The 23,239-nt window shown below is 49.7% G+C and carries 13 protein-coding genes and 8 pseudogenes; 10 read left to right on the top strand and 11 right to left on the bottom strand.

The genetic code is table 11. The features are described 5' to 3' along the window. Positions 1 to 29 precede the first annotated feature (29 nt). From LH51_RS11525 to LH51_RS11510, 4 genes are read right to left on the bottom strand one after another with little or no spacing between them, the layout of a single operon-like run. Positions 30 to 1,133 (bottom strand): enoyl-CoA hydratase/isomerase family protein, encoded by a 1,104-nt coding sequence (locus LH51_RS11525; protein WP_036522309.1) that lies wholly within the window; start codon positions 1,131 to 1,133, stop codon positions 30 to 32. 24 nt (positions 1,134 to 1,157) lie between these two features. Next, entirely contained in the window at positions 1,158 to 1,934 is a 777-nt protein-coding gene (locus LH51_RS11520; protein ID WP_036522307.1) for an enoyl-CoA hydratase, read from the bottom strand. 9 nt (positions 1,935 to 1,943) lie between these two features. Next, on the bottom strand, positions 1,944 to 3,098 hold the full coding sequence (locus LH51_RS11515) for an acyl-CoA dehydrogenase family protein (RefSeq protein ID WP_036522305.1): 1,155 nt from the start codon (positions 3,096 to 3,098) through the stop codon (positions 1,944 to 1,946). 43 nt (positions 3,099 to 3,141) lie between these two features. Continuing rightward, positions 3,142 to 4,599, bottom strand: a complete 1,458-nt coding sequence (locus LH51_RS11510) for a CoA-acylating methylmalonate-semialdehyde dehydrogenase (protein ID WP_052063713.1) — start codon at positions 4,597 to 4,599, stop codon at positions 3,142 to 3,144. A 260-nt stretch (positions 4,600 to 4,859) separates the two neighbouring features. On the opposite strand from LH51_RS11510, the gene LH51_RS22695 reads away from it, so the two are divergent. Continuing rightward, positions 4,860 to 5,228 (top strand): AraC family ligand binding domain-containing protein, encoded by a 369-nt coding sequence (locus LH51_RS22695; RefSeq protein ID WP_235263688.1) that lies wholly within the window; start codon positions 4,860 to 4,862, stop codon positions 5,226 to 5,228. A 110-nt stretch (positions 5,229 to 5,338) separates the two neighbouring features. Then, positions 5,339 to 5,758, top strand: a complete 420-nt coding sequence (locus tag LH51_RS22690; RefSeq protein WP_235263687.1) for a helix-turn-helix domain-containing protein — start codon at positions 5,339 to 5,341, stop codon at positions 5,756 to 5,758. Positions 5,759 to 5,768: 10 nt separating this feature from the next. Here the strand turns inward: LH51_RS22690 and LH51_RS11500 are convergent. From LH51_RS11500 to LH51_RS11470, 7 genes and pseudogenes are all read right to left on the bottom strand, one after another. Continuing rightward, positions 5,769 to 6,946 (bottom strand): annotated as a pseudogene (locus tag LH51_RS11500) (acetyl-CoA C-acyltransferase). 47 nt (positions 6,947 to 6,993) lie between these two features. Beyond that, positions 6,994 to 7,987: pseudogene (locus tag LH51_RS11495) on the bottom strand (branched-chain amino acid ABC transporter permease). Between the two features lie 2 nt (positions 7,988 to 7,989). After that, positions 7,990 to 8,876: pseudogene (locus tag LH51_RS11490) on the bottom strand (branched-chain amino acid ABC transporter permease). A gap of 83 nt (positions 8,877 to 8,959) precedes the next feature. Then, on the bottom strand, positions 8,960 to 10,171 hold the full coding sequence (locus LH51_RS11485; RefSeq protein WP_036522302.1) for an ABC transporter substrate-binding protein: 1,212 nt from the start codon (positions 10,169 to 10,171) through the stop codon (positions 8,960 to 8,962). Positions 10,172 to 10,281: 110 nt separating this feature from the next. Next, positions 10,282 to 11,003: pseudogene (locus tag LH51_RS11480) on the bottom strand (ABC transporter ATP-binding protein). Beyond that, positions 11,003 to 11,776 carry an ABC transporter ATP-binding protein gene (locus tag LH51_RS11475; protein WP_036522301.1) on the bottom strand — a complete coding sequence of 258 codons (774 nt, stop codon included), beginning with the start codon at positions 11,774 to 11,776 and terminating at the stop codon, positions 11,003 to 11,005. Before LH51_RS11475 ends, LH51_RS11480 begins: the two are co-directional and overlap by 1 nt. A gap of 152 nt (positions 11,777 to 11,928) precedes the next feature. After that, a complete protein-coding gene (locus tag LH51_RS11470; RefSeq protein WP_036522299.1) occupies positions 11,929 to 13,581 on the bottom strand; it encodes an AMP-binding protein in 1,653 nt (550 codons plus the stop codon). A 245-nt stretch (positions 13,582 to 13,826) separates the two neighbouring features. Between LH51_RS11470 and LH51_RS11465 the strand changes: the two genes are divergently transcribed. The 8 genes and pseudogenes from LH51_RS11465 to LH51_RS11430 all read left to right on the top strand — a co-directional run bounded on the left by LH51_RS11465 (position 13,827) and on the right by LH51_RS11430 (position 23,192). Then, complete coding sequence (locus LH51_RS11465; RefSeq protein ID WP_052063712.1) at positions 13,827 to 14,288, top strand: MerR family transcriptional regulator; 462 nt, start codon at positions 13,827 to 13,829, stop codon at positions 14,286 to 14,288. Positions 14,289 to 14,310: 22 nt separating this feature from the next. After that, on the top strand, positions 14,311 to 15,477 hold the full coding sequence (locus LH51_RS11460) for an isovaleryl-CoA dehydrogenase (protein ID WP_036522298.1): 1,167 nt from the start codon (positions 14,311 to 14,313) through the stop codon (positions 15,475 to 15,477). A gap of 25 nt (positions 15,478 to 15,502) precedes the next feature. Further along, positions 15,503 to 17,108, top strand: a pseudogene (locus LH51_RS11455) (carboxyl transferase domain-containing protein). 12 nt (positions 17,109 to 17,120) lie between these two features. Continuing rightward, entirely contained in the window at positions 17,121 to 17,972 is an 852-nt protein-coding gene (locus LH51_RS11450; RefSeq protein ID WP_081960787.1) for an enoyl-CoA hydratase-related protein, read from the top strand. Positions 17,973 to 17,977: 5 nt separating this feature from the next. After that, positions 17,978 to 19,977, top strand: a pseudogene (locus tag LH51_RS11445) (acetyl/propionyl/methylcrotonyl-CoA carboxylase subunit alpha). Beyond that, positions 19,974 to 20,885: pseudogene (locus LH51_RS11440) on the top strand (hydroxymethylglutaryl-CoA lyase). Before LH51_RS11445 ends, LH51_RS11440 begins: the two co-directional pseudogenes overlap by 4 nt. 90 nt (positions 20,886 to 20,975) lie before the next feature. Further along, on the top strand, positions 20,976 to 21,446 hold the full coding sequence (locus tag LH51_RS11435; protein WP_235263686.1) for a peroxidase-related enzyme: 471 nt from the start codon (positions 20,976 to 20,978) through the stop codon (positions 21,444 to 21,446). Positions 21,447 to 21,504: 58 nt separating this feature from the next. Then, a pseudogene (locus LH51_RS11430) lies at positions 21,505 to 23,192 on the top strand (AMP-binding protein). The last annotated feature ends 47 nt before the right edge of the window (positions 23,193 to 23,239 follow it).

The raw sequence follows: 23,239 nt of genomic DNA, 5'->3' as shown, positions 1-23,239 counted from the left end.
TTGTTTTTATAAGATGGTTGACTAATTAACTACAAATCCTGCAAGGGATGCGCACCTGACCAGGGGGACTCAAACAAGGCATCAATAAATGCAGGTTCAACGGCTTCAACCGATGCATAGGTCCATTGCGGTTGATTATCCTTGTCGACCAGTAAAGCGCGAACTCCTTCTGGAAATTCGCGATGACGACAACATTGCACCGATAGATTCAACTCTTGCTGAAACACCTCTTTCAGCGACAGGTGTCGGCAGTGCGCCAGTTGACGTGCGATCATATGCACTGAAACGGGGCTACCCTGCTGCAGGGCTTTTTGTGCCCTTAGTACCCATTTATCATCGGTTTCAATAGCCTGTAATGCCGTCTGGATTTCAGCCACTGAATCCTGATCCATCAGCTCACGTATTAAGCTTTGGTGTGCTTTAATCGGCGCCGGCATATCCGCAAAGGTGGCAGCCGATTCGGCTTCCAGTTCACGCAAGATAGCATCGATCACCTGAGTCGCCGGCAACTGCCAAGTGGATGCCTGCAAGCGTTGCATCAGGGTGTCACGCAGATCCTTGCGCAGGGCACGGTCTCCGAGTCCTAAAAACAGGGCGTCAGCGGCATTGATGGGGTTTCCGGTCAGTCCTAAAAACAAACCGGTATGACCTGGCATACGGTTCAGAAACCAGCTGCCACCCACATCCGGGTAGAGACCGATGGTCACTTCAGGCATCGCCAGATAGGAGGTTTCAGTTACCACCCGGTGACTACAGCCACTGAGCAAACCCATACCGCCACCCATAACGATGCCACTGCCCCAGCAAATCACCGGTTTGGGGTAGGTGTGCAGAGCATAATCCAGTTGATACTCACGGGTAAAAAAGTCTTCCGGAAAACGGCTGTTGGTTTCTTCAGTAACGGCGCGGTAGAGTTTGACCACGTCGCCACCGGCACAGAAGGCTTTTTCCCCGGCACTGTCGAGAAACACAGCGCTAATCCGTGGATCATCGCGCCACTTCTGCAACTGCGGTAACATCAGGTCGATCATATCCAGTGTCAGCGCATTGAGACTTTTTTCCGCATTCAAGCGGATTTCAGCAATGCACTGATCGCCTGCCGTAGGGTGTTCAATAAACAGGACACAACTCATGTGCGGCTCCTTGTATACATCATCTCAACGGTTCTTCCACTGAGGTTTGCGCTTTTCCAGGAAGGCGTTGACGCCTTCGCGCTGGTCTTCGGTTTTGAACAGATCTACAAACCACTCACGCTCAAGAATATAGCCCTGTGCGAAAGGTGCCTGGCGATTATTCTGAATCAGTTTTTTACAGGCGGTAACAGCCGACGGACTTTGCTGCCCAACCTGCTCAGCCAAGGCCAGGGCCTGCTCAAAGGCCTGCCCTTGTGGGACCACCTCTTCAACCAGTCCTATCGACAGGGCTTTAGCAGCACTCACCTGCTCACCACAAAGAATCATGCGCTTAGCCCAGCCCTCGCCCACTAACAGAGTCAGGTTCTGAGTACCGCCTGCGCAAGGAAGCAAACCTACTTTGGCTTCGGGTAAGGCCATTTTGGCTTGCTCTTCAGCAATACGCAGATCACAGGCCAGCGCCACTTCCAAACCTCCGCCCATAGCATAGCCATTAATGGCCGCAATAGAGACGCCTCTAAAGTGACTTAAGGTTTCAAAAGCCCGACCAAACAACACTGCCATATCATGTGCCACCTCACGATTGCCATCGGCAAACAGCTTCAGATCAGCACCAGCAGAGAAGAACTTGTCGCTGGCACTGGTTATCACCAGACTCCAGATGGCTTTATCCTCATTCAGTGCTTCTACTGTGTCGATCAGTGCCTGCAAACTCTCGGCAGTCCAGGTATTGGCAGGCAGATTATTCAGCGTCAGAATGGCAATGTGGCCACGCTTTTCCAGTAACAGTGCATCAGTCATGCTGTTCTCCTAAAATTCGCTATCAGTATCCGCCAATAAACGGCGGCCTATAATCACACGCATCACTTCATTGGTGCCCTCAAGAATGCGGTGAACCCGGGTATCGCGAACAAAACGCTCCAGCGGGTACTCTTTGATATAACCGTATCCACCAAATAACTGCAGAGCTTCATCGCAAACCCGGAAGCCCACATCGGTGGCAAAGCGCTTAGCCATAGCACAATAGGTAGTCGCATCCGCATCCTGACGATCCAGCTTGCTTGCCGCTAATCGCACCAGTTGTCGTGCAGCAACCAGCTCGGTGGCCATATCCGCCAAACGGAACTGTAAACCCTGAAATTCGCCGATCTGTTTACCGAACTGCTTACGTTCCAGCAGATAGTTACGTGCCAGGTTCAAGGCTTGTTGCGCTGTACCCACTGAACAGGAAGCGATATTAATGCGCCCACCATCCAGGCCTTTCATAGCCAGCACAAAACCTTCCCCCTCCTCACTAAGCAGATGAGAAGCGGGTACTTTGACATCATCGAAGGTAATCATGCGGGTGGGCTGAGAGTTCCAGCCCATTTTGTGTTCACAACGACCATAGCTGATACCGTCACTGTGCGCATCCACGACAAAGGCTGAAACGCCTCTGGCACCGGGGCCGCCAGTACGTGCCATCACCACCAGTACATCGGTGCTACCGGCGCCTGAGATAAACACCTTACTGCCATTCAATACATAATGATCGCCATCGCGTTGTGCGGTGGTTTTTAATGAGGCAGCATCAGAACCTGCATTAGGTTCAGTCAGGCAATAGGAACCCAGTTTCTCCGCACTGACGAGCGCCGCCGCATAAGTATCCAGTACCTCTGGCGTGCCAAAACTGGTCACCATCCAGGTGACCATGTTGTGGATGGTCAGATACGCCGTTGTCGAGGTGCAACCCATCGACAGACGCTCAAAGATAATGCTGGCATCCAGACGACTTAAGCCAAGCCCTCCCACCGCCTCTGGCGCATAGATGGAGGCAAAGCCCATTTCACCTGCTTTACGTATGACATCCAGTGGAAAAAACGAGCTTTGATCCCATTCGGCCGCATGAGGTTCAAGCTCATTGCGTGCGAAAGCCGTCGCCATATCGGCAAATGCAATCTGATCTTCATTCAGTTCAAAATCCATTCGTACCTCCACAGGCACCGCGTGCCTTTTGTGCAATCCGGGTTTATTTCAATTGAATAGTCATGTTGGGACCCGTTGCCAGATCGTCTTCAAACCAGCGCGCGGTGACGGTTTTAGTCTCTGTATAGAAACGTACCGCTTGCTTGCCATAGGCATGCTGATCGCCATAAAAGGACTTGCGCCAGCCAGTGAAGGAGAAGAATGGCAGCGGTACAGGCACGGGAACGTTAATACCCACCTGACCAACCTGGATTTCATGCTGATACTTGCGCGCAGCCGCCCCGGATGCGGTGAAGATCGATGTACCATTGCCGTAAGGGTTCGCATTGATCAACGTGATAGCCTCTTCAATGCTGTCAACTTCCATGGCTACCAATACAGGTCCAAAGATCTCTTCCCGATAAATGGACATATCGGTGGTTACGCCACTGAAAAAGGTAGGTCCGACCCAGTTACCTTCCGGAAACCCTTCGACGTTGCACTCACTGCCATCCAGCAGGCACTCGGCACCAGCGTCTTTGCCTTCCTGGATATATTGCAGCACCCGCTGTTTAGCCTGAGGGTTTATCAACGGCCCATAACCAGCCTCTGCGTCATCCCAGGCACCCGGGCGAACCTTCGCTAAGGCGTCACGTAGTTCCGGAATCCACTGGCGTGCTTCACCGACGAAAACCGCAACCGAAATCGCCATGCAACGCTGCCCTGCTGCACCGACTGAGGCACCTACGAGATTGTTGATCACGTGGGATTTTTGCGCATCCGGCATAATCACCATATGGTTTTTGGCACCGGCAAAGGCTTGTACCCGCTTCATATGATCTGTGCCGGTTTTATAAATATGCTCACCAACAGCCACCGAACCGACAAAAGAAATAGCCGGAGTATCCGGGTGTACTAACAACTGGTTTACAACGTCTTTGGTTCCATGCACAACCTGCAGCAAGCCTGCTGGCGCACCGGCTTCCTGAAACAGTTCAGCCAAACGCATTGGCGTCAGTGGATCCTGCTCAGATGGTTTCAACACAAAGGTATTACCGCAGGCGATAGCCATCGGGAACATCCACAAGGGGATCATGGCGGGGAAGTTAAACGGCGTGATACCCACACACACACCCAAAGGCTGGGTATAGCTGTAGCAATCCACTTTACGGGCTACATTCTCAACCGTTTCACCCATGCTCAATGATGCAATGTTGCAGGCATGCTCGACCACCTCGATACCACGCCAGACATCCCCCTTGGCGTCTTCAAAGGTTTTACCGGTTTCACCGCTCAAAATAGTGGCCAGTTCATCATGATGCTCTTTCAGCAATGCCTGATAACGCAGCATTAACCTGGCACGATCCGAGACAGGTACCTCCTTCCAGGTTTCAAATGCAGTTTTTGCAGCAGCTACGGCTTGATCTACTTCTTGCGCAGTAGCACAGGGCACCTGTGCTATGACGTTTTGTGTGGCTGGGTCAGTGACGGGAATCCACTGAGATGATTGGCTTTGAATCATTGCACCATTAATGAGCAGGGGACATGTTGTGTCATAGTCTTTCTCTCTGGTTTTATTGTTATTGTCTTAAATGACATTACCTGAAGAATTAAATATTACCTTTACGTTAACGTTAATACCTAATCAGGTAACTTTCAATACAATTATGTTTTATCATGCAACCAGGCCTGGCAAGATTGCATAAATTGCTAAGATGATGGACTATATTGCGACTCTGACATTTATTAACTACAACCCAATCCAATCGGTGCCTAGTCAATATGAGCCAACCATCAGCCTGGCCTATTCCACCCGGAAGTATACGCTTTGTACTCCCAAGGCGTGTTGTGGCTGAACTCACCCAAAATCCACTTAGCAAAGATCTGTACCCCCTGGCTATGGGTTACTATAAACAGGCAAGTGGCCACAGCATGTCCCGTACACGTCATGATGACTTTTTATTCATATATTGTGTTGAGGGACAGGGAACATTACGTATAGGTAAACTTGAACATCCTGTTGAATCGGGCGACCTGCTCATACTGCCCAAAGAGCAAATCCACAGCTATCACGCCCATGACGCTAACCCTTGGAGCATCTACTGGGTGCATTGCGATGGCACACTGGCAGCTGAATTTTTTACCCCCTGATCAAGTCCAGTCAAAGCCCACTGATCAAGCTGGGACTCCACTCACGCCTGGTCGCTGATTTTGAATCCCTGCTGGACCTGCGAAAATCAACACAACTTTTTGAATCCTATTTGCATGTTTGCAGCCTGTTACGACAAATCCTCACACACATGACCTTACTGCAAACCCAGGCCCGACATCATTTCGATCAAAGTCTCAATATGGAAGCGATCCAAACCTTGATGTTGACACGCGTGCATGAATCACTGGATATCGACACGCTGGCGGCGGCAGCCAACCTGTCTAAATACCATTTCATAAAACGCTACAAGAGCCTGACCGGCAGTACGCCGATCAATGACTTTATTCGCATGAAAATTGAACGCGCTTGTCATCTGCTGGATATCACTGACCAGCGCATCAGTGAAGTAGCCTGGGCACTAGGCTATGAAGACGCTTATTACTTCTCCAGAGCCTTTAGCAAGGTAATGGGTATTTCGCCCAGCCAATACCGCGGCATACGGCTTGGCAAGGCAACCTATAAAGAATAATACTCAGCGATTAGAGCAACTCCACAGCAACAGCCGTAGCCTCTCCCCCGCCTATACACAAGGACGCGATACCTCGCTTTAAGCCACGCTGCTGCAACGCATACAAGAGCGTCACCAGGATTCGTGAACCACTGGAGCCAATCGGGTGACCCAAAGCACACGCACCACCCTTTACATTGACCTTGGCGGGATCCAGACCCAACGCCTGTTGTGCCAACAGCGTCACAACAGCAAAGGCTTCATTAATTTCAAACAGATCGACACTGTCCTGATCCCAGCCAGCTTTGTGTAAAACTTTCTGAATAGAGCCAATCGGCGCCAGAGTAAATTCAGCTGGTAGCTGTGCATGGGTTGCATGCGCGACAATCCTCGCCAAGGGCTTAAGCCACGAGCGATGGCATCAGATTCTTTCATCAACAGCAGGGCCGAAGCCCCATCAGAAATAGAGCTGGAGTTGGCCGCGGTAACCGTACCCTCTTTAGCGAAAGCCGGGCGTAAACTGCGGATTTTATCCAGCCGCGCCTTACCCGGCTGCTCATCTATATCCACCACCAGATCGCCAGAACGGCTAGTGACAGTGACCGGAGCGATTTCATCAACGAACGTCCCTGACTCAATAGCAGACAGAGATTTTTCTAACGAACTTATAGCGAAATCATCCATGGCTTCACGCGAAATAGAGGCAGTATCCGCAGAGCGCTGCGCAAAACTCCCCATCAACCCACCTTCGTAGGCATCTTCCAGACCATCCAGAAACATATGATCCAGCACCTTGGCATGTCCCATACGCAAACCTTCACGCACTTTCGGCAACAAATAGGGAGACTGGCTCATATTTTCCATACCACCGGCAATCATCACCTCGGCGCTACCCGCTTTGATCTGATCATGTGCCAGCATCACCGCTTTCATACCTGAGCCGCACATTTTATTGATGGTTGTGCAACCGGTTGAGATAGGCAGACCGGCTTTTAATGCCGCCTGCCGTGCCGGTGCCTGACCCAGGCCTGCGGGTAACACACAACCCATCACCACCTCATCTACCTGCTCGGCACTCAAACCCGATCGTTGCAGTGCGGCCTGTATGGCAACCGCACCTAAATCCGGTGCCCGCACACTACTCAAATCACCCTGTAATCCACCCATTGGCGTTCTGGCAGCTGCCACTATTACGATAGAGTCACTCATATCATCCCCATTACCTGTACCTGATTAATTAGCTAAAAACACAGCACTTATCTGAAGTTCTTTTTAAAGAATTTTTGCAACTCACCGACAATCCCCGCACGGAACATCAACACACAAACTATAAAGATAATGCCCAATATCACATCAACCCAATCACCCAGGAAACTTTGTGATAACTGATGCTCCAGGCTGATCACAAAGGTAGCCCCAACCACCGGTCCTAACAGCGTGCCTACGCCACCCAACAGCGTCATCAGGATTACTTCACCAGACATATGCCAATGCGCGTCATTCAGTGAAGCCAACTGAAATACGATGGTTTTAACCGAACCCGCAAGTCCTGCAAGGCCAGCCGATACAACAAAGGCCACCAATTTGTATTGATCAACGTTATACCCCAACGAGGTTGCTCGCGGTTCATTTTCTTTAATTGCCTTTAACACATGACCATAGGGTGAATGCACCATACGATGCACCAGCGCAAAACCAAAAATGAATACAGCTAAAATGAAGTAATACATGGCAAGGTTATTCTGCAGATCAATAAATCCGAACAGATTTCCCCTCGGTATACCATGTAAACCATCTTCACCTCCGGTAAAAGAGGACTGCACGAAGAAGAAAAAGACTAACTGAGCCAAAGCCAGTGTGATCATGGCAAAATAGATACCCTGACGACGAATAGCCAGCAATCCAAAGGCAAGACCCAGCAAAGTTGATGCTGACGTGGCTATCAAAATTGCCAGCTCAGGACTGAAACCCGAATAAGTACTGAGTAAATACCCGGTTGTATAGCCACCGGTGGCCAAAAATGCGGCATGGCCAAACGACAACAACCCAACATAACCCAGTAGCAGATTGAACGCGACGGCAAATAATGCGAAGCATAGTATTTTCATCAGGAAAACAGTAGATAACCAGGGGCGCTATCAGCGCCAATGCAACCAAACAGGCATAAACGATCAGATTACGACGTTCAGCACGCTGTTTAGCTGCAATATATTTATTACGCGAGTTGCTTGCAGATATTATAGTCGACATGATTATGCCTCCTTACCGAATAAGCCTGCCGGACGCACCAACAAGACTAAAACCATGACGAGAAATATAACAGTACTGGAGGCCTCGGGATAAAACACCTTGGTTAACCCTTCAATAATTCCCATAGCCAAACCGGTAATCACGGCCCCGATAATTGAGCCCATACCACCAATGACGACTACGGCAAAAACAATAATCAGAATATTACCGCCCATCACTGGGGTAACAGAATAAATAGGTGCTGCCAGTACACCGGCAAATGCGGCAAGCATAACCCCAAACCCATAAGTCAGACTGACGAGTAACGGTACATTAATACCAAATGCCTGCATCAACTGTGAATTTTCGGTACCTGCACGCAGGTAAGAGCCTAACTTGGTCTTTTCGATCATAAACCAGGTACCAAAACAAATAACCACGGCTGCTAATATGACCCAGGCCCGGTAGTAAGGCAGGAACATAAACCCAAGGTTAACCCCTCCCTTGAATACATCGGGTATGGCATAGCGTAAGCCGGATACACCATACACATTAGTTAAGACACCCTGGATAACCAATGCCAAACCAAAGGTTAAAAGAAGACTGTATATATGATCTTCATTGGCAATTTTTCGAAGCAGGAAATATTCAATAAAGATACCAAAAACACCGACCAATAGCGGTGCAAGAATCAAGCTACCCAATAATTTATACCGAGACTATTAAACAAAACCACTGTGCACAATGCACCCAGCATATAAAATGCACCGTGTGCAAAGTTAATAATCTTCAGCAGACCAAAGATTACTGCCAGCCCTAAACTTAACAAGGCATAAAAGGCACCATTGATAAGCCCAAGCAATAACTGACCAGAGAGTACAGCTATCGGCACTCCGAATATCATGCTCATAATGAAAATCCTACGTAAATAAATCTCACCAGCCTGATGTCAGACGAGGATCACGCTCCCGGCGGGAGCGTGATGTATACAACTTAGTTATTTACTAATTTGCACTGACTTTCAGAAAGTGGACGATAGGCCTCTGCGGCAGGAATAGTGCGCACAATATTATAAAGGTCCCACTCACCGGTTGACTCAGCGGGTGTTTTCACCTGTGCCAAATACATATCATGGACCATACGACCGTCTTCACGAATCATGCCACCCTTGGCAAACATATCGTTAATCGGTGTATCCATCATCTGCTTACGTACAGTTTGAGTGTCATCGGTACCGCTTTCTTTAACCGCATTCAGATAGTGCATGGTGCTGGAATAAATACCCGCATGAACCATCGTTGGACGAACGCCAGTTTGCTCCATAAAACGATCCGACCAGGCACGCGCATCCTCATCCATATTCCAGTACCAACCAGTGGTTAGCTGGATACCTTGCGCGGCATCGACACCCAGTGCATGCACATCTGTCAGGAACAACAACAATGCAGCCAGAGTCTGCCCAGACTGAGTCAGACCAAACTCACCTGCCGTAGTAATGGCATTGGTGGTATCAGAGCCAGCATTGGCCAATGCAACCACTTTGGCACCTGAACTTTGCGCCTGCAAAATGAAGGATGAAAAATCACCGGTTGGGAAAGGATGACGCACTTTCTGCATCACCGTACCGCCATTTTCAGTCACTACTTTTTCAACATCACCCTCAAGCGCATGGCCAAAGGCATAGTCAGCTGTCAAAATAAACCAGCTATCACCACCTTCCTGAACAACCGCCTGGGCGGTACCATTCGCCAGCGGATAAGTATCGTAAACATAGTGAATATGATTGGGCGTACAATGCTCATTGGTAATACTTGATGCCGCCGAACCCGATACAATACCCAGCTTATCGCTTTGCTCGAGAATTCGGGTTGCTGCAATGGTGACAGACGAAGCCACTAGGCCGGCCACCATATCCACACCGTCAGATTCCACCCACTGGCGCACTGTGCTTGATGCTACATCAGGGCTGTTGCGATCATCTGCGCTGACAACCTTGATAGCCGCCCCATTCACCTGCCCGCCAAAATCCTCAACAGCCATTTCCAAAGCCGTAAGACCGTTAGGTCCAGCCAGATCACGATAGGTACCCGACATATCAGCAAGGTAACCTATACGTATCTCATTATCCGAAACAGCGGCTTGGGCAGAGCCTGCCAGCATGGCCGAAGCAATTGCAGTTGTCAGGATTTTTTTCATTAGTTTCATAGTGTGTCTCCATTGCCTTATTGGCTTTTTATTTTTGTTTGAGCGTTAAAACGCGTGTTGCAATACATCCATCAGAGCCGAAAATCACTCCAACAAATTTGCCATCCTGGTCATACACCAAGATAGGTATTCAGTAACTCCTGTTTTGCGTTCAGTTCGGAGGCCTGGATCTCTTCAACAATCTGACCATGCTCCATCAGATAATGACGATCGGCCAGTGGGGCAGCAAAACGGAAATTCTGTTCGACCAGGATGATCGTAAGCCCCTTATCCTTCAGCTTGATCAGTACTTCAGCCAGCTTTTGTACAATAACAGGGGCCAGACCTTCGGTAATTTCATCCAGCAACAACAGGTTTGCACCGGTTCGGAGAATGCGCGCCATTGCCAGCATCTGTTGCTCACCACCAGATAAGCGCGTCCCTTGACTGAAACGTCGCTCGTAGAGGTTCGGGAACATGTCATAAATCTCTTCCAGGCTCATGCCATCACTGCGAACCGTGGGGGGTAACAACAGATTTTCTTCAACATTCAGACTGGCAAAAATTCCGCGCTCTTCCGGGCAATAACCCACGCCTAAACGGGCGATATGATGTGCTGGGTACCTATTGTTTCACGCCCATTAATCATAATTGAGCCAGTACGGCGTCCCACCATATTCATGATGGACTTAAGCGTAGTGCTTCGCCCTGCACCATTGCGTCCCAACAAGGTTACCAGCTCACCACGCCGAACCAGCAGATCTATGCCATGCAAGATATGTGATTCACCATAAAAAGCATGCAGATCCGTTACCTTGAGTTGTTCATAATTGGGCTTAATAGAATCAGACATTAATGAGCCCCCTCTACAGCAGTTGATTCACTGCCCATATAGGCTTCTTTGACATCCGGATTTTCAGAAACAGATTGGTAATCACCCTCTGTGAGAACGGCACCCCGGGTTAATACGGTAATCTGATCACATAACTTACTCACTACACTAAGATTATGCTCAACCATTAATACTGTACGTCCTTCAGCAGCCTTGCGAATCAGCTCGACGACACGATCAACATCTTCGTGCCCCATACCCTGAGTCGGCTCATCCAACAACACCAGCTCAGGTTCCATCGCCAGGGTAGTCGCCAACTCCAGTGCACGTTTACGGCCATAGGAAAGCTCAACAGTGATCGTATCAGCGAAGGCTTCCAGACCGACCGACTCCAGCAAAGCATAGGCCCTGTCATTTAACTTATTGAGTGTTTTTTCACTCTTCCAGAAATGAAAGCTGCTGCCCTCAAAGCGCTGCAAAGCCACTCTGACATTTTCCAATGCTGTCATATGCGGAAACACAGCTGAAATCTGAAAAGAACGAATAATCCCCATCCGCGCAATGGCGGCAGATTTCATCGAGGTAATGTCCTGGTCATTAAATAGAATATGGCCACGCGTTGGAATCAGAAACTTGGTCAACAGATTAAAAACCGTGGTTTTTCCAGCGCCATTCGGGCCGATCAGGGCGTGAATATGCCCACGCCGGACTTTCAGATTGACATCATCTACGGCTGTAAACCCTTTGAATTCTTTGACAAGATTTCGGGTTTCTAAAACGAATTCAGAACTCATAAAATTGTGCAGCCTCTTTTTTATTGTTGTAGAGTCGCAGCACGCTTACATTTACGTAAGCGTAAACCTAACTTAGCAATTCTCACTACGGGTTTACAAGTAATACTTTAGTATTAATTAACAAACCCTTTCAACCTAAAAGGAATTAGCGCTTAATTTACAGCCACTTGTGAAAGCTCAGCTACCGCTGATTGACGTAAAATAAAGCGTTGAATTTTACCACTGGGTGTTTTGGGCAACTCATCAACAAACTCTATCTCTCGCGGGAAGGCGTGCGTTGATAAACGCTTACGCACCAGGGCTTGCAACTCATCCTTTAGCGAGTCAAGTGGATCATAGCCTGACTTGATAACCACAAAGGCTTTTATGATTGAGCCACGCTCATCATCTGGCTTGCCCACAACCCCCGACTCAGCCACAGCTGGATGCTCAAGCAAGGTGCTTTCAATATCAGCAGGCCCTACCCGATAGCCAGCTGTGGTAATAATGTCATCATCACGACCAGTAAAAGAGTAAGCCCCATCACCATGACAAAAAACCATATCACCTGTGAGGTAGTACTGCCCTTCAAAAGGATGCTTTTCAGCCCAGGTATAGCCATCAAAGAAAAACAGTGGTGATTGCTGCAAATCGACCGCCAACTGACCCGTCTCACCCTCCTGAACCTCATTAAAGGCATCATCCAATGCCACCACTCGGTGACCAGGCATGGAATAACCCATTGAACCAATACGCTCCGGATGCTCAAGAGTATGGAAGTTACAACAGGTCATGCCCGTTTCCGTCTGACCATAGTGATCCATCACCGGACAACCCAGGCGCCGCGACACCCAGTTAATCACCTCAGGATTCAGCGGCTCACCCGCACTGCTGGCAACCCGCAAACCCAAGGACTCCCCCTCTGGCAGCACATGATCATGCGCCATCAACAAACGATAGGCCGTAGGAGCGGCTGCCAGATTGGTAATACCAAACTGACGGATCATCTGATAGGTGGTTTCAGGCGTAAAGCCCTGTTGGTTAAAGTGTGTCGCATGTCCCAGCAGCAAAGGCCCAATAACAGCGTAATATAGACCATAAGCCCACCCGGGATCTGCCACATTCCAGTACTTATCCTCAGGCTGCAAATCGATGGCATACTTCATATACACATAAAAAGACAGCAAGGCTCTGGCTGGTACAGCTACACCTTTGGACTTACCCACTGTGCCGGAGGTAAACATCTGCAAAAAGGGCTCATCACCGGTAATCATCACCGCATCAAACTGTTCGGACTGCTGCGCCAACACCTGGTCAAAATCCGCCACATCTTGCTCACCTGAGGGCTGAGTACAAAGCACAGCCGGGCAAGCATTCACCTCCAACAATTTAGGGAAGTTAGCCGCATCAGTTACGACCAGGCGCGTATTCGCTTGCTGCAGGCGATATTCAATCGCCCCCGGACCAAAAGCGGTAAACAAGGGCTGATACACGGCACCAGCCTTGAGCGACCCCAGTATAACTACCAGCAGCTCAGGACTACGAGGTAACAAACCAGCGACGCGATCACCCTTCCCTATCCCCAAAGATTTAAGATAATTTGCAAAGCGTGAGGCCTGCTGACTCAACTGCAGAAAAGTCATGCTTGAGGCACGCCCCTCCAGATCCTGGTGATACAGTGCAACTCTGTCCGGCTGAGTCGCCCAACGATCACACACTTCAACACAAACATTTAAACCTGATTGCAAATCCCCCTGCAACACAGCGTCCTGCAGAGACTCGGGGCTGAAGCTGGCATAAAAAGATGAATATTCCATTCGACTCATGTTGTTTTGCCTCTATTGTTATATTTTTTCTTGGACAATTGATAACATAGGTTTACCTTTACGTAAAGTATAATTGTAAAAATAATGAACAACCAGGTTACTCTTGCGCACAACCGACTAGCCACCACCGACTGTTAAGGTTAATACTGAAATATATGCACAAAAAATAGTAAAGATGAAAAAATGCACTTTACGTTAACGTTAACTTTGAGTAGTCTTTAGCTACACCAGAGAGGAACACTGTCATGAGCCTAGAGAAAAGAACCTATTCCATCAGTGAGCTTGCCAGCGAGTTTGATGTAACCACACGCAGCATTCGCTTTTACGAAGACCAGGGTCTTCTTAAACCGGAACGCAAAGGCCAGACACGTATTTACAGTTCTAAAGACAGAGTCAGACTCAAGCTTATCCTGCGCGGAAAACGCCTGGGCTTTTCACTGGCCGAGTCTCGTGAACTCTTCGACCTTTGGGATGAAACTGAAAGCGGCAGTGAAAGACAGCTGTTAAAAATGCTGGAAACGCTTGCACAAAAGCAAGCACAACTGGAACAGCAAGTAAAAGATATCCAAATGGCTAAAATTGAACTGGACAGTGCTCATACTCGCTGCCAGGCGGCACTGCAGGAGTTGCGCCAGAACAAGAGCGCTGATGCACAAGACAGCCCAAAACCTGGTCAAGACACCAATCCCAACGCATCGCTTCACTAATAATAACAAACAGGTAATGACTATGATCTCTCAATATTCTGAATTAAATTTTGGCCTTGGCGAAACCATCGACATGCTGCGCCAACAGATCAATAACTTTGCAGCCGCTGAAATTGCCCCTCGGGCTGCTGATATCGATCAGGCCAATCTGTTTCCTGAGGATTTATGGAAAAAATTTGGCGACATGGGCCTGCTCGGTATCACCGTCGGTGAAGAGTATGGTGGATCAGGTATGGGCTATCTGGCTCATGTGATTGCCATGGAGGAGATCAGCCGTGCATCAGCATCAGTCGCCCTCTCCTACGGTGCGCACTCCAATCTCTGTGTCAATCAGATTAATCGTAACGGTACCCAGGAACAAAAAGAGAAGTATCTACCCAAGCTGGTGTCCGGTGAGCATATCGGCGCATTGGCGATGTCTGAACCTAATGCAGGCTCCGATGTGGTATCGATGAAACTCACTGCGCGTGATGCGGGCGATCACTACATTCTTAACGGTACCAAGATGTGGATAACCAACGGTCCGGATGCCCACGTGTTTGTAATCTATGCCAAAACCGACTTACAGGCCGGAGCAAAAGGTATTTCAGCCTTTATTGTAGAAAAAGACAGCGAAGGTTTCACTCAGGCACAAAAACTCGACAAGCTGGGCATGCGTGGCTCCAACACCTGCGAACTGGTGTTCCAGGACTGCAAAGTGCCTAAAGAAAACCTGCTGGGTCAACTCAATGGCGGCGTCAAAGTACTGATGTCAGGCCTGGATTATGAACGTTTAGTGCTGGCAGGCGGCCCTCTGGGTATTATGCAAGCCGCCATGGATGTTGTGGTGCCCTATGTCAGAGACCGCAAGCAGTTTGGTAAAGCCATCGGTGAATTTGAATTGGTTCAGGGCAAACTGGCCGACATGTATACCCGCATGAATGCGGCAAAATCCTATGTCTACATGGTTGCCTTGTCTGCAGATCGTGGCGAAACCACACGTAAAGATGCCGCTGGCGTCATTCTCTATTCCGCTGAAATGGCGACACAACTAGCCCTGGATGCCATACAACTGCTTGGTGGTAACGGCTATATCAACGAATACCCTACCGGACGCCTGCTGCGTGATGCCAAACTCTATGAGATAGGTGCAGGTACCTCGGAAATTCGCCGCATGTTGATAGGTCGCGAATTGTTCCTCAACAACTAATGGCTTTTTCACTGGGAGCAAAACCATGCCGATTCTGCACACAAAAATAAATGCCCGGACTGATGAGTTCAGGGCCAAAGCAGATGCCATGTCAGCTGCTGTCGACGACCTAAAGGCTAAAATCGCCACCATTCAGCAAGGTGGCGGTGCTGACTATCAGACCAGGCACCTTGCCCGAGGTAAACTCCTGCCCCGCGAACGTATCAACCGTTTAATTGATGATGGCTCGCCTTTCCTGGAGTTGTCACAGCTAGCCGCTTATAAGGTTTATGATGAAGACGTGCCTGCGGCAGGCTTGATTGCCGGCGTTGGGCGTGTTTCAGGTATTGAATGCATGATCATTGCCAATGATGCGACTGTTAAGGGGGCACTTACTACCCGCTGACGGTAAAAAAACATCTACGTGCACAGGAGATTGCCGAACAAAACTACCTACCTTGTATTTACCTGGTCGATTCCGGTGGGGCCAACCTGCCACGTCAGGATGAAGTTTTCCCGGATCGGGATCATTTCGGGCGGATTTTTTATAATCAGGCACGCATGTCAGCCAAAGGCATCCCGCAGGTAGCGGTCGTTATGGGACTCTGTACGGCAGGTGGTGCCTATGTTCCAGCCATGGCGGATGAATCCATCATCGTACGTGATCAGGGTACGATTTTTCTTGCCGGGCCACCGCTGGTCAAAGCCGCAACCGGTGAAGTAGTTAGTGCCGAAGATCTGGGCGGTGCGGACGTGCACTGCAGAATTTCAGGTGTTGCCGATCACTATGCTGAAAATGACCAGCATGCCCTGCAAATTGCACGGCGCTGCATTGCCAACCTGAACCGCAAAAAGCAACTCGATATAGCCATTTGCCAGCCGAAACCGCCGCTGTATGACGCCGACGAACTCTACGGCATTGTCGGTACCGATCTGCGTAAGTCTTTTGATGTGCGTGAAGTCATTGCACGCCTCGTCGACGGTTCTGAATTTGATGAGTTCAAACAGCTATACGGAGCCACACTGGTTACTGGGTTTGCCCATATCCACGGCTACCCGGTGGGCATTATTGCCAATAACGGCATTCTGTTTACCGAATCTGCGCAGAAAGGTGCTCACTTTATTGAGTTATGCTGCCAGCGCAATATTCCCCTGCTGTTTTTACAAAATATCACCGGCTTCATGGTGGGCCGCAAATATGAAGCAGAGGGCATTGCCAAGCATGGCGCGAAAATGGTGATGGCGGTTGCCTGTGCCAATGTACCCAAAATCACAGTATTGATTGGTGGTAGCTTTGGCGCAGGTAACTACGGTATGTGTGGGCGCGCCTACAATCCCGATTTTCTGTGGATGTGGCCCAATGCACGTATCTCCGTAATGGGTGGCGAACAAGCCGCTGGCGTAATGGCTACGGTGCGTCGCGAAAGCCTGGAGCGCAATGGCAAGTCCTGGTCCAGCGATGATGAAGCCCAGTTCAAACAACCCATTATTGATACCTATGAGCACCAGGGGCACCCCTACTTTGCCAGCGGTCGTCTCTGGATGATGGCGTCATAGATCCGGCACAGACACGCGAAGTTATCGCACTCAGCCTGTCGGCCACCCTGAACCGTCCTAAAGAAGAAACACGCTTTGGCGTGTTCCGGATGTAACGGAGGCTGATGATGTCCATAACACATTCCACAACTGTATCCGTAACGACAGAAAGCATCAGCCTGCATTATTTGGATGAAGGGGTTGCCGAACTGGTGCTGAATCGCCCGGAAAAGCATAACGCTTTTGATGATGGCATGATTGCCGCCTTGATCGAAAAGCTCGATGAAGCCGAGCAAAACTCCAGCCTGCATATACTACTCCTGAGATCTGAGGGTAAGCATTTTTCAGCAGGTGCTGACCTGGGCTGGATGAAGCGTATGGCTAACAATAGTCATGCCGAAAACCTGACAGATGCAAGTGAGCTGGCACGACTGATGGACAAGCTTAACCACTTCAGCAAACCGGTCATCGGCCTGATTCAGGGTGCGGCCTATGGCGGTGCAGTGGGCCTCACGGCCTGCTGTGACATGGTCATTGCTAGCCGTGATGCACGCTTTTGCCTGAGTGAAGTCAAAATAGGCCTTATGCCGGCGGTTATCAGTCCCTATGTGATCCGTGCAATCGGGGAGCGCCAGGCAAGACGTTATTTTATCAGTGCCGAAGTCTTTGATGCCGAAACCGCACAGCAATTAGGTCTGGTGCATCAGTTGGTAGACAGCGCCACAGATCTGGCTGAAGCAGCCAATAGCTTTATAGCGCAACTGAATCAGAACAGCCCTCAGGCTATGCAAGCGGCCAAATCACTGATTTTTGCCGTCAGTCATCGGCCCATTTCCAAACAGGTCATTGATGAGACGACACAGCGCATCGCTGATATACGCGTCAGTGATGAAGGGCAGGAAGGACTCAGTGCATTCCTGAACAAACGCCGTCCAAACTGGCCATCCAAACTTGCTGTCAAAACTGGAACCGGAGAATAATAACAATGTTCAGTAAAATCCTCATAGCCAATCGTGGCGAGATCGCTTGCCGGGTTATCCAGACAGCCCATCGCCTGGGTATTCGTTGCGTTGCTGTTTACTCTGAAGCTGACTGCGATGCGCGCCATGTCGCGCTGGCAGATGAAGCCTTTCTGCTTGGACCGGCTCCCAGTAATGAAAGCTATTTACGTGCTGACAAAATCATCCAGATAGCCTTACAAAGTGGTGCACAGGCGATCCATCCTGGTTATGGCTTTTTGTCAGAAAATACCGACTTTGCCGAAGCCTGCAGCCAAAATGGGCTGGTATTTATCGGCCCACCCGCCTCAGCCATTGCTGCTATGGGTTCAAAATCCGCTGCCAAATCAATCATGGAAAAAGCCGGGGTGCCTTTGGTTCCCGGCTATCATGGTGCCGCTCAGGATGTGGAAACCCTGCGTGCTGAAGCGCTCAAGTGCGGCTTCCCACTACTACTTAAAGCGGTTGCCGGTGGTGGTGGCAAGGGTATGCGTGTGGTTAACCAGATCGAAGAGTTTGATGAAGCGCTTTCTGCTGCACGTCGTGAAGCCAAGAATGCATTTGGTAACCCCGATATGCTGCTGGAACGTTATTTAACCCAGCCACGCCATGTAGAGATTCAGGTATTTTGTGACTCTCAGGGACAAGGGGTTTATCTGGCAGAGCGTGATTGTTCGGTGCAACGACGCCATCAAAAAGTACTCGAAGAAGCACCAGCCCCGGACTTTCCTGTGAGACCCGCAAAGCCATGGGTGAAGCGGCAGTGAAAGCCGCTCAGGCGATTAATTATGTCGGTGCCGGTACTGTGGAGTTTCTCTATGATGTCGATGGTTCATTTTTCTTTATGGAGATGAATACGCGGTTACAGGTAGAACACCCAGTCACTGAAATGGTTACCGGACAGGATCTGGTGGAATGGCAGCTACGCGTTGCCGAAGGCGCTCCCCTGCCCTTAAAGCAACATGAAATACGTATTCGAGGGCATGCACTGGAAGCGCGTATTTATGCTGAAGACCCTGATAACGACTTTTTGCCTGCCACTGGACGACTGGATTATTTGCGTACTCCGGATGAAAGTGCCCATGTTCGCGTAGATACCGGTGTTGTCGAAGGTGATGAAGTCAGTATCCATTACGATCCCATGATCGCCAAGTTAATTGTCTGGGATGAAAACCGTGATCAAGCGATTAATCGCCTGGTACAAGCACTGGAGCAATACCGGATAAACGGTGTTAAAACCAATATCCGCTTCCTGCATGCACTGGCTGATTCACAACCCTTCCGTGAAGCTGATCTGGATACCGGCTTTATCGACAAGCATCGTGCCTTGTTGTTTCCATCACCTAAGCTGGATCTTCACAGAGCACTGGTTCTTGCGGCAGGCTACTTGCTGGAGCAAACCCGCAGCAACAACCCAAATAATGAGGATCGCTGGTCTCCTTTTGCGCATCAAAATAGCTGGCGGCTAAACTCCGAATACGCCAAGCCCTTGGCACTCAAGGTCGGTGATCAGATCTATGAGCTTAAAGTACTGGAAAAAGATCAACACTATGAAGTGCGTGTCGCAGACAGCCTGTACACCCTGCATGCGGAGCTTAGTGGCGATCAGTTAAGGGCGGTTATTAATGGTCACCGCATCAGTGTGCATGCCACGCTAAATGACAAAGAACTGGTTATTTTTCATGAAGGCGAGTCATTCCATTGCGAAGCCCATGAAGAAACCTATGGTCTTGAAGACATAAGTGCCGCAGGCAGCTTAACCGCTCCAATGAACGGCTCTGTCGTTGCCGTTATGGTACAACCCGGTGATGTTGTCAAAGCCGGACAGACGCTGGTAATTATGGAGGCCATGAAAATGGAGCATGCGATTAAAGCGCCGCTGCCCGGTGTTGTTGATGAAATTTACTTCAACGAAGGCGAGATGGTATCTGAAGGCGCAGAGTTACTGTCAGTCACCAGCGATGCAACCGAAGAGGTCACACCATGAGCCTCCCCTCCCAGGTACGCATCTTTGAGATGAGTCCACGGGACGGGCTGCAAAATGAGCCGGGTGAACTCATCACAACGGCGGTTAAAATTGAGCTGATCAACCGCCTCAGCGCCTGTGGCCTGAGTCATATTGAGGCCGCCAGCTTTGTCTCACCCAAATGGGTGCCGCAGATGGGTGATGCCAGCGAGGTGATGGCCGGTATCAGCCGTAAAGCTGGCGTCACCTATGCCGCATTAACTCCCAATCTTAAAGGGTAGAGTCAGCAATTGCCGCTGAAGTTGATGAAATAGCCGTTTTCAGTGCTGCTTCTGAGGCCTTTACGCAAAAAAACATCAACTGCTCTATCGCTGAAAGCCTGGCACGTTTTGAACCAGTACTGGAAGCCGCACGCAATAAAGGCATCAAGGTACGCGGTTATGTGTCCACGGTGATGGGCTGCCCCTATCAGGGGGACGTCGATCCCAAACAGGTTGCCCAGGTCGCTAACGCGCTCTATGGCATGGGCTGCTACGAATTCGTTGGGTGACACTATCGGCGTGGGTACGCCCTTAAAAGCCAAACGCATGCTCGAAGCCGTTAGTCGGGATATACCGATGAACAACCTGGCCGCACATTTTCATGATACCTATGGCCAGGCCATCGGCAATCTCTATGCCGTTCTGGAAGAAGGTATTGCCGTTATTGACGCCTCCGTCGCCGGGCTGGGTGGTTGTCCTTATGCCCGCGGCGCATCCGGTAATGTTGCCACCGAAGATGTACTGTATTTACTCCAGGGGCTGGGCATAGAAACCGGCATTAACCTGCAGGATCTGATTAATACCGGTGACTGGATTACCCATCAACTCAAAAGAGCTAATGGCTCCAAAGTTGCCCTAGCTCTGGGAGCACAGCATGAACAAGAATAAAATTACCGCTCTGGATCTGCCCATCCCCACCCAGGCACAACTGCCTGAACAGGTGCAGACATATTTTGACAAGTGTCGTGAAAAGCTGGGATGATCCCTAATGTTTTAACGGCTTACAGTCAAAATCTTGAACAGTTTGATGTATTCACGCGCTTTTATAATGAACTCATGTTCGGTGAAAGTGAACTCACGCCACTTGAGCGTGAAATGATTGCTGTAGTGGTCTCGTCTGACAACAAGTGCTTTTACTGCCTCACGGCACATGGTGCTGCCGTACGTAATTACAGTGGTGATCCTCAGCTAGGCGAGCATCTGGTGATGAATTATCGTAGCGCCGATCTGTCCGCACGTCACCGGGCCATGCTCGACTATGCCTCCCGACTGACACGCCAGCCTGCCGAAGTGACCCCTGCTGATGCACAGCCCCTTCGCGACGTGGGTTTTAGCGATCGGGGAGTTTGGGATATCTGTAACCTGGTTGGCTTTTACAACATGACTAACCGTATTGCTCTTGCCGTTGATATGGCACCCAACCAGGAGTATCACGCCCAGTTTCGTTGAATGCTTATCCTTACATGATTCAGCCTCTTTGCATAAAAAAAATAATGGAGCCTGCACTATGCCAACACTTCCGAGCTATACCAGCGGTACCAGCGAAAAGCCCCTTCTGGGTATGACCATTGGGGATATGTTTGATGCCACAGTCAATCGCTACCCTGATAACGATGCCTTAATCGTCCTGCATCAGAATATTCGCTGGACCTATAAAGAATTACACCAACAGGTCAATCTGTGCGCCCGCGCATTCCTGGCCGCTGGAGTTCGCCGTGGTGACCGGGTGGCGATCTGGTCACCGAATCGCTACGAATGGACGCTGACGCAGTTTGCCACGGCAAAAATCGGCGCCATTCTGGTAAATATCAACCCCGCTTACCGCACTCACGAACTTGAATATGCATTAAATCAATCCGAAGCACGTTATCTGGTAACTGCTGACAGTTTCAAAGCCTCCGACTATCGCGGTATGTTGTATGAGCTGGCGCCGGAATTAAAAATGTGTGCCGAAGGACAGCTGAATTCACAGAAGCTTTCAATGCTCAAAGGCGTGATTAATCTGGATGATCACAAACACCCAGGCATGTGGCGCTGGCAGGACTTTATGGCATTAGCCGAGAGTATGCCGCAGGAAATTGTGGATGAAGCTCAGGCTGAATTACAATTTGATGATGCCATTAATATTCAATATACCTCCGGCACGACGGGTTTTCCCAAAGGCGCCACACTCTCACACCACAACATTCTCAATAATGGCTATTTTGTAGCCGAAAGCATGGGCTTCACTGAGAAAGACAGACTGGTGATACCGGTACCGCTCTATCATTGCTTTGGTATGGTGATGGGCAATCTGGGCTGCGTGACACACGGCTCTACCATGATTTACCCGGATGAAGGCTTTGAGCCTGGATCAGTGCTGAAAGCGGTGCATCAGGAACGTGCAACCGCCTTGTATGGTGTGCCAACCATGTTTATTGCCGAACTCGGCCATCCGGAGTTTGAAAGCATGGATTTATCCAGCCTGCGTACCGGTATCATGGCCGGCTCACTCTGTCCGACTGAAGTAATGAAGCAAGTCATCAACAAGATGAACATGAAAGAGGTTCAGATAGCCTACGGCATGACTGAAACCAGTCCGGTCTCCACGCAAACCGGTGCCACTGATTCACTGGAGAAACGCGTTACCACTGTGGGTCGCACTCAACCGCACCTTGAAAGTAAAATCATAGACCCGGGCAATGGATGCATTCTACCCCGAGGTGAAGTGGGTGAGCTATGCACCCGCGGCTACAGCGTGATGCTGAAGTACTGGAATAACGACACAGGTACCACCGAAGCCATAGATGAAGCTGGCTGGATGCATACCGGGGACTTAGCCAGCATGGACGATGAAGCTATATACAAATTGTTGGCCGCATCAAAGATATGGTGATTCGTGGCGGTGAGAACATCTACCCTAAAGAAGTGGAAGAATTTCTCTACACCCACCCATCCATTGCCGAAGTACAGGTAACAGGCATTCCTGACAAGAAATTTGGTGAAGAGTTGATCGCCTGGATCAAGCTGCAACCGGGTGTCGAAGAGATCAGTGATGAAACCCTGCGTGAGTTCTGCAAAGGCAAAATCACCCATTTCAAAATTCCGCGCTACTTCAAGTTTGTCGACAGTTTCCCCATGACGGTCACCGGCAAAATCCAGAAGTTCAAAATGCGGGAAATCTCGGTGAAAGAGCTGGGTCTTGAAGATGTATAAACCTCTCGGGCTGTAACTCGGTGCCTGAGACTGCCAAGGCACCATCG

It is taken from the genome of Nitrincola sp. A-D6 (assembly GCF_000764495.1).
In the GTDB taxonomy this organism is placed as follows: Bacteria; Pseudomonadota; Gammaproteobacteria; order Pseudomonadales; family Balneatricaceae; genus Nitrincola.
The sequence above is the reverse complement of the archived record's forward strand: the minus strand, read 5'-3'. Positions and strand labels throughout refer to the sequence as shown.

Coding starts and splice junctions, on each gene's coding strand:
- LH51_RS11525 (WP_036522309.1), bottom strand. CDS start 1,133: ATGAGTTGTGTCCTGTTTATTGAACACCCTACGGCAGGCGATCAGTGC.
- LH51_RS11520 (WP_036522307.1), bottom strand. CDS start 1,934: ATGACTGATGCACTGTTACTGGAAAAGCGTGGCCACATTGCCATTCTG.
- LH51_RS11515 (WP_036522305.1), bottom strand. CDS start 3,098: ATGGATTTTGAACTGAATGAAGATCAGATTGCATTTGCCGATATGGCG.
- LH51_RS11510 (WP_052063713.1), bottom strand. CDS start 4,599: ATGATTCAAAGCCAATCATCTCAGTGGATTCCCGTCACTGACCCAGCC.
- LH51_RS22695 (WP_235263688.1), top strand. CDS start 4,860: ATGAGCCAACCATCAGCCTGGCCTATTCCACCCGGAAGTATACGCTTT.
- LH51_RS11485 (WP_036522302.1), bottom strand. CDS start 10,171: ATGAAACTAATGAAAAAAATCCTGACAACTGCAATTGCTTCGGCCATG.
- LH51_RS11475 (WP_036522301.1), bottom strand. CDS start 11,776: ATGAGTTCTGAATTCGTTTTAGAAACCCGAAATCTTGTCAAAGAATTC.
- LH51_RS11470 (WP_036522299.1), bottom strand. CDS start 13,581: ATGAGTCGAATGGAATATTCATCTTTTTATGCCAGCTTCAGCCCCGAG.
- LH51_RS11465 (WP_052063712.1), top strand. CDS start 13,827: ATGAGCCTAGAGAAAAGAACCTATTCCATCAGTGAGCTTGCCAGCGAG.
- LH51_RS11460 (WP_036522298.1), top strand. CDS start 14,311: ATGATCTCTCAATATTCTGAATTAAATTTTGGCCTTGGCGAAACCATC.
- LH51_RS11450 (WP_081960787.1), top strand. CDS start 17,121: ATGTCCATAACACATTCCACAACTGTATCCGTAACGACAGAAAGCATC.
- LH51_RS11435 (WP_235263686.1), top strand. CDS start 20,976: ATGATCCCTAATGTTTTAACGGCTTACAGTCAAAATCTTGAACAGTTT.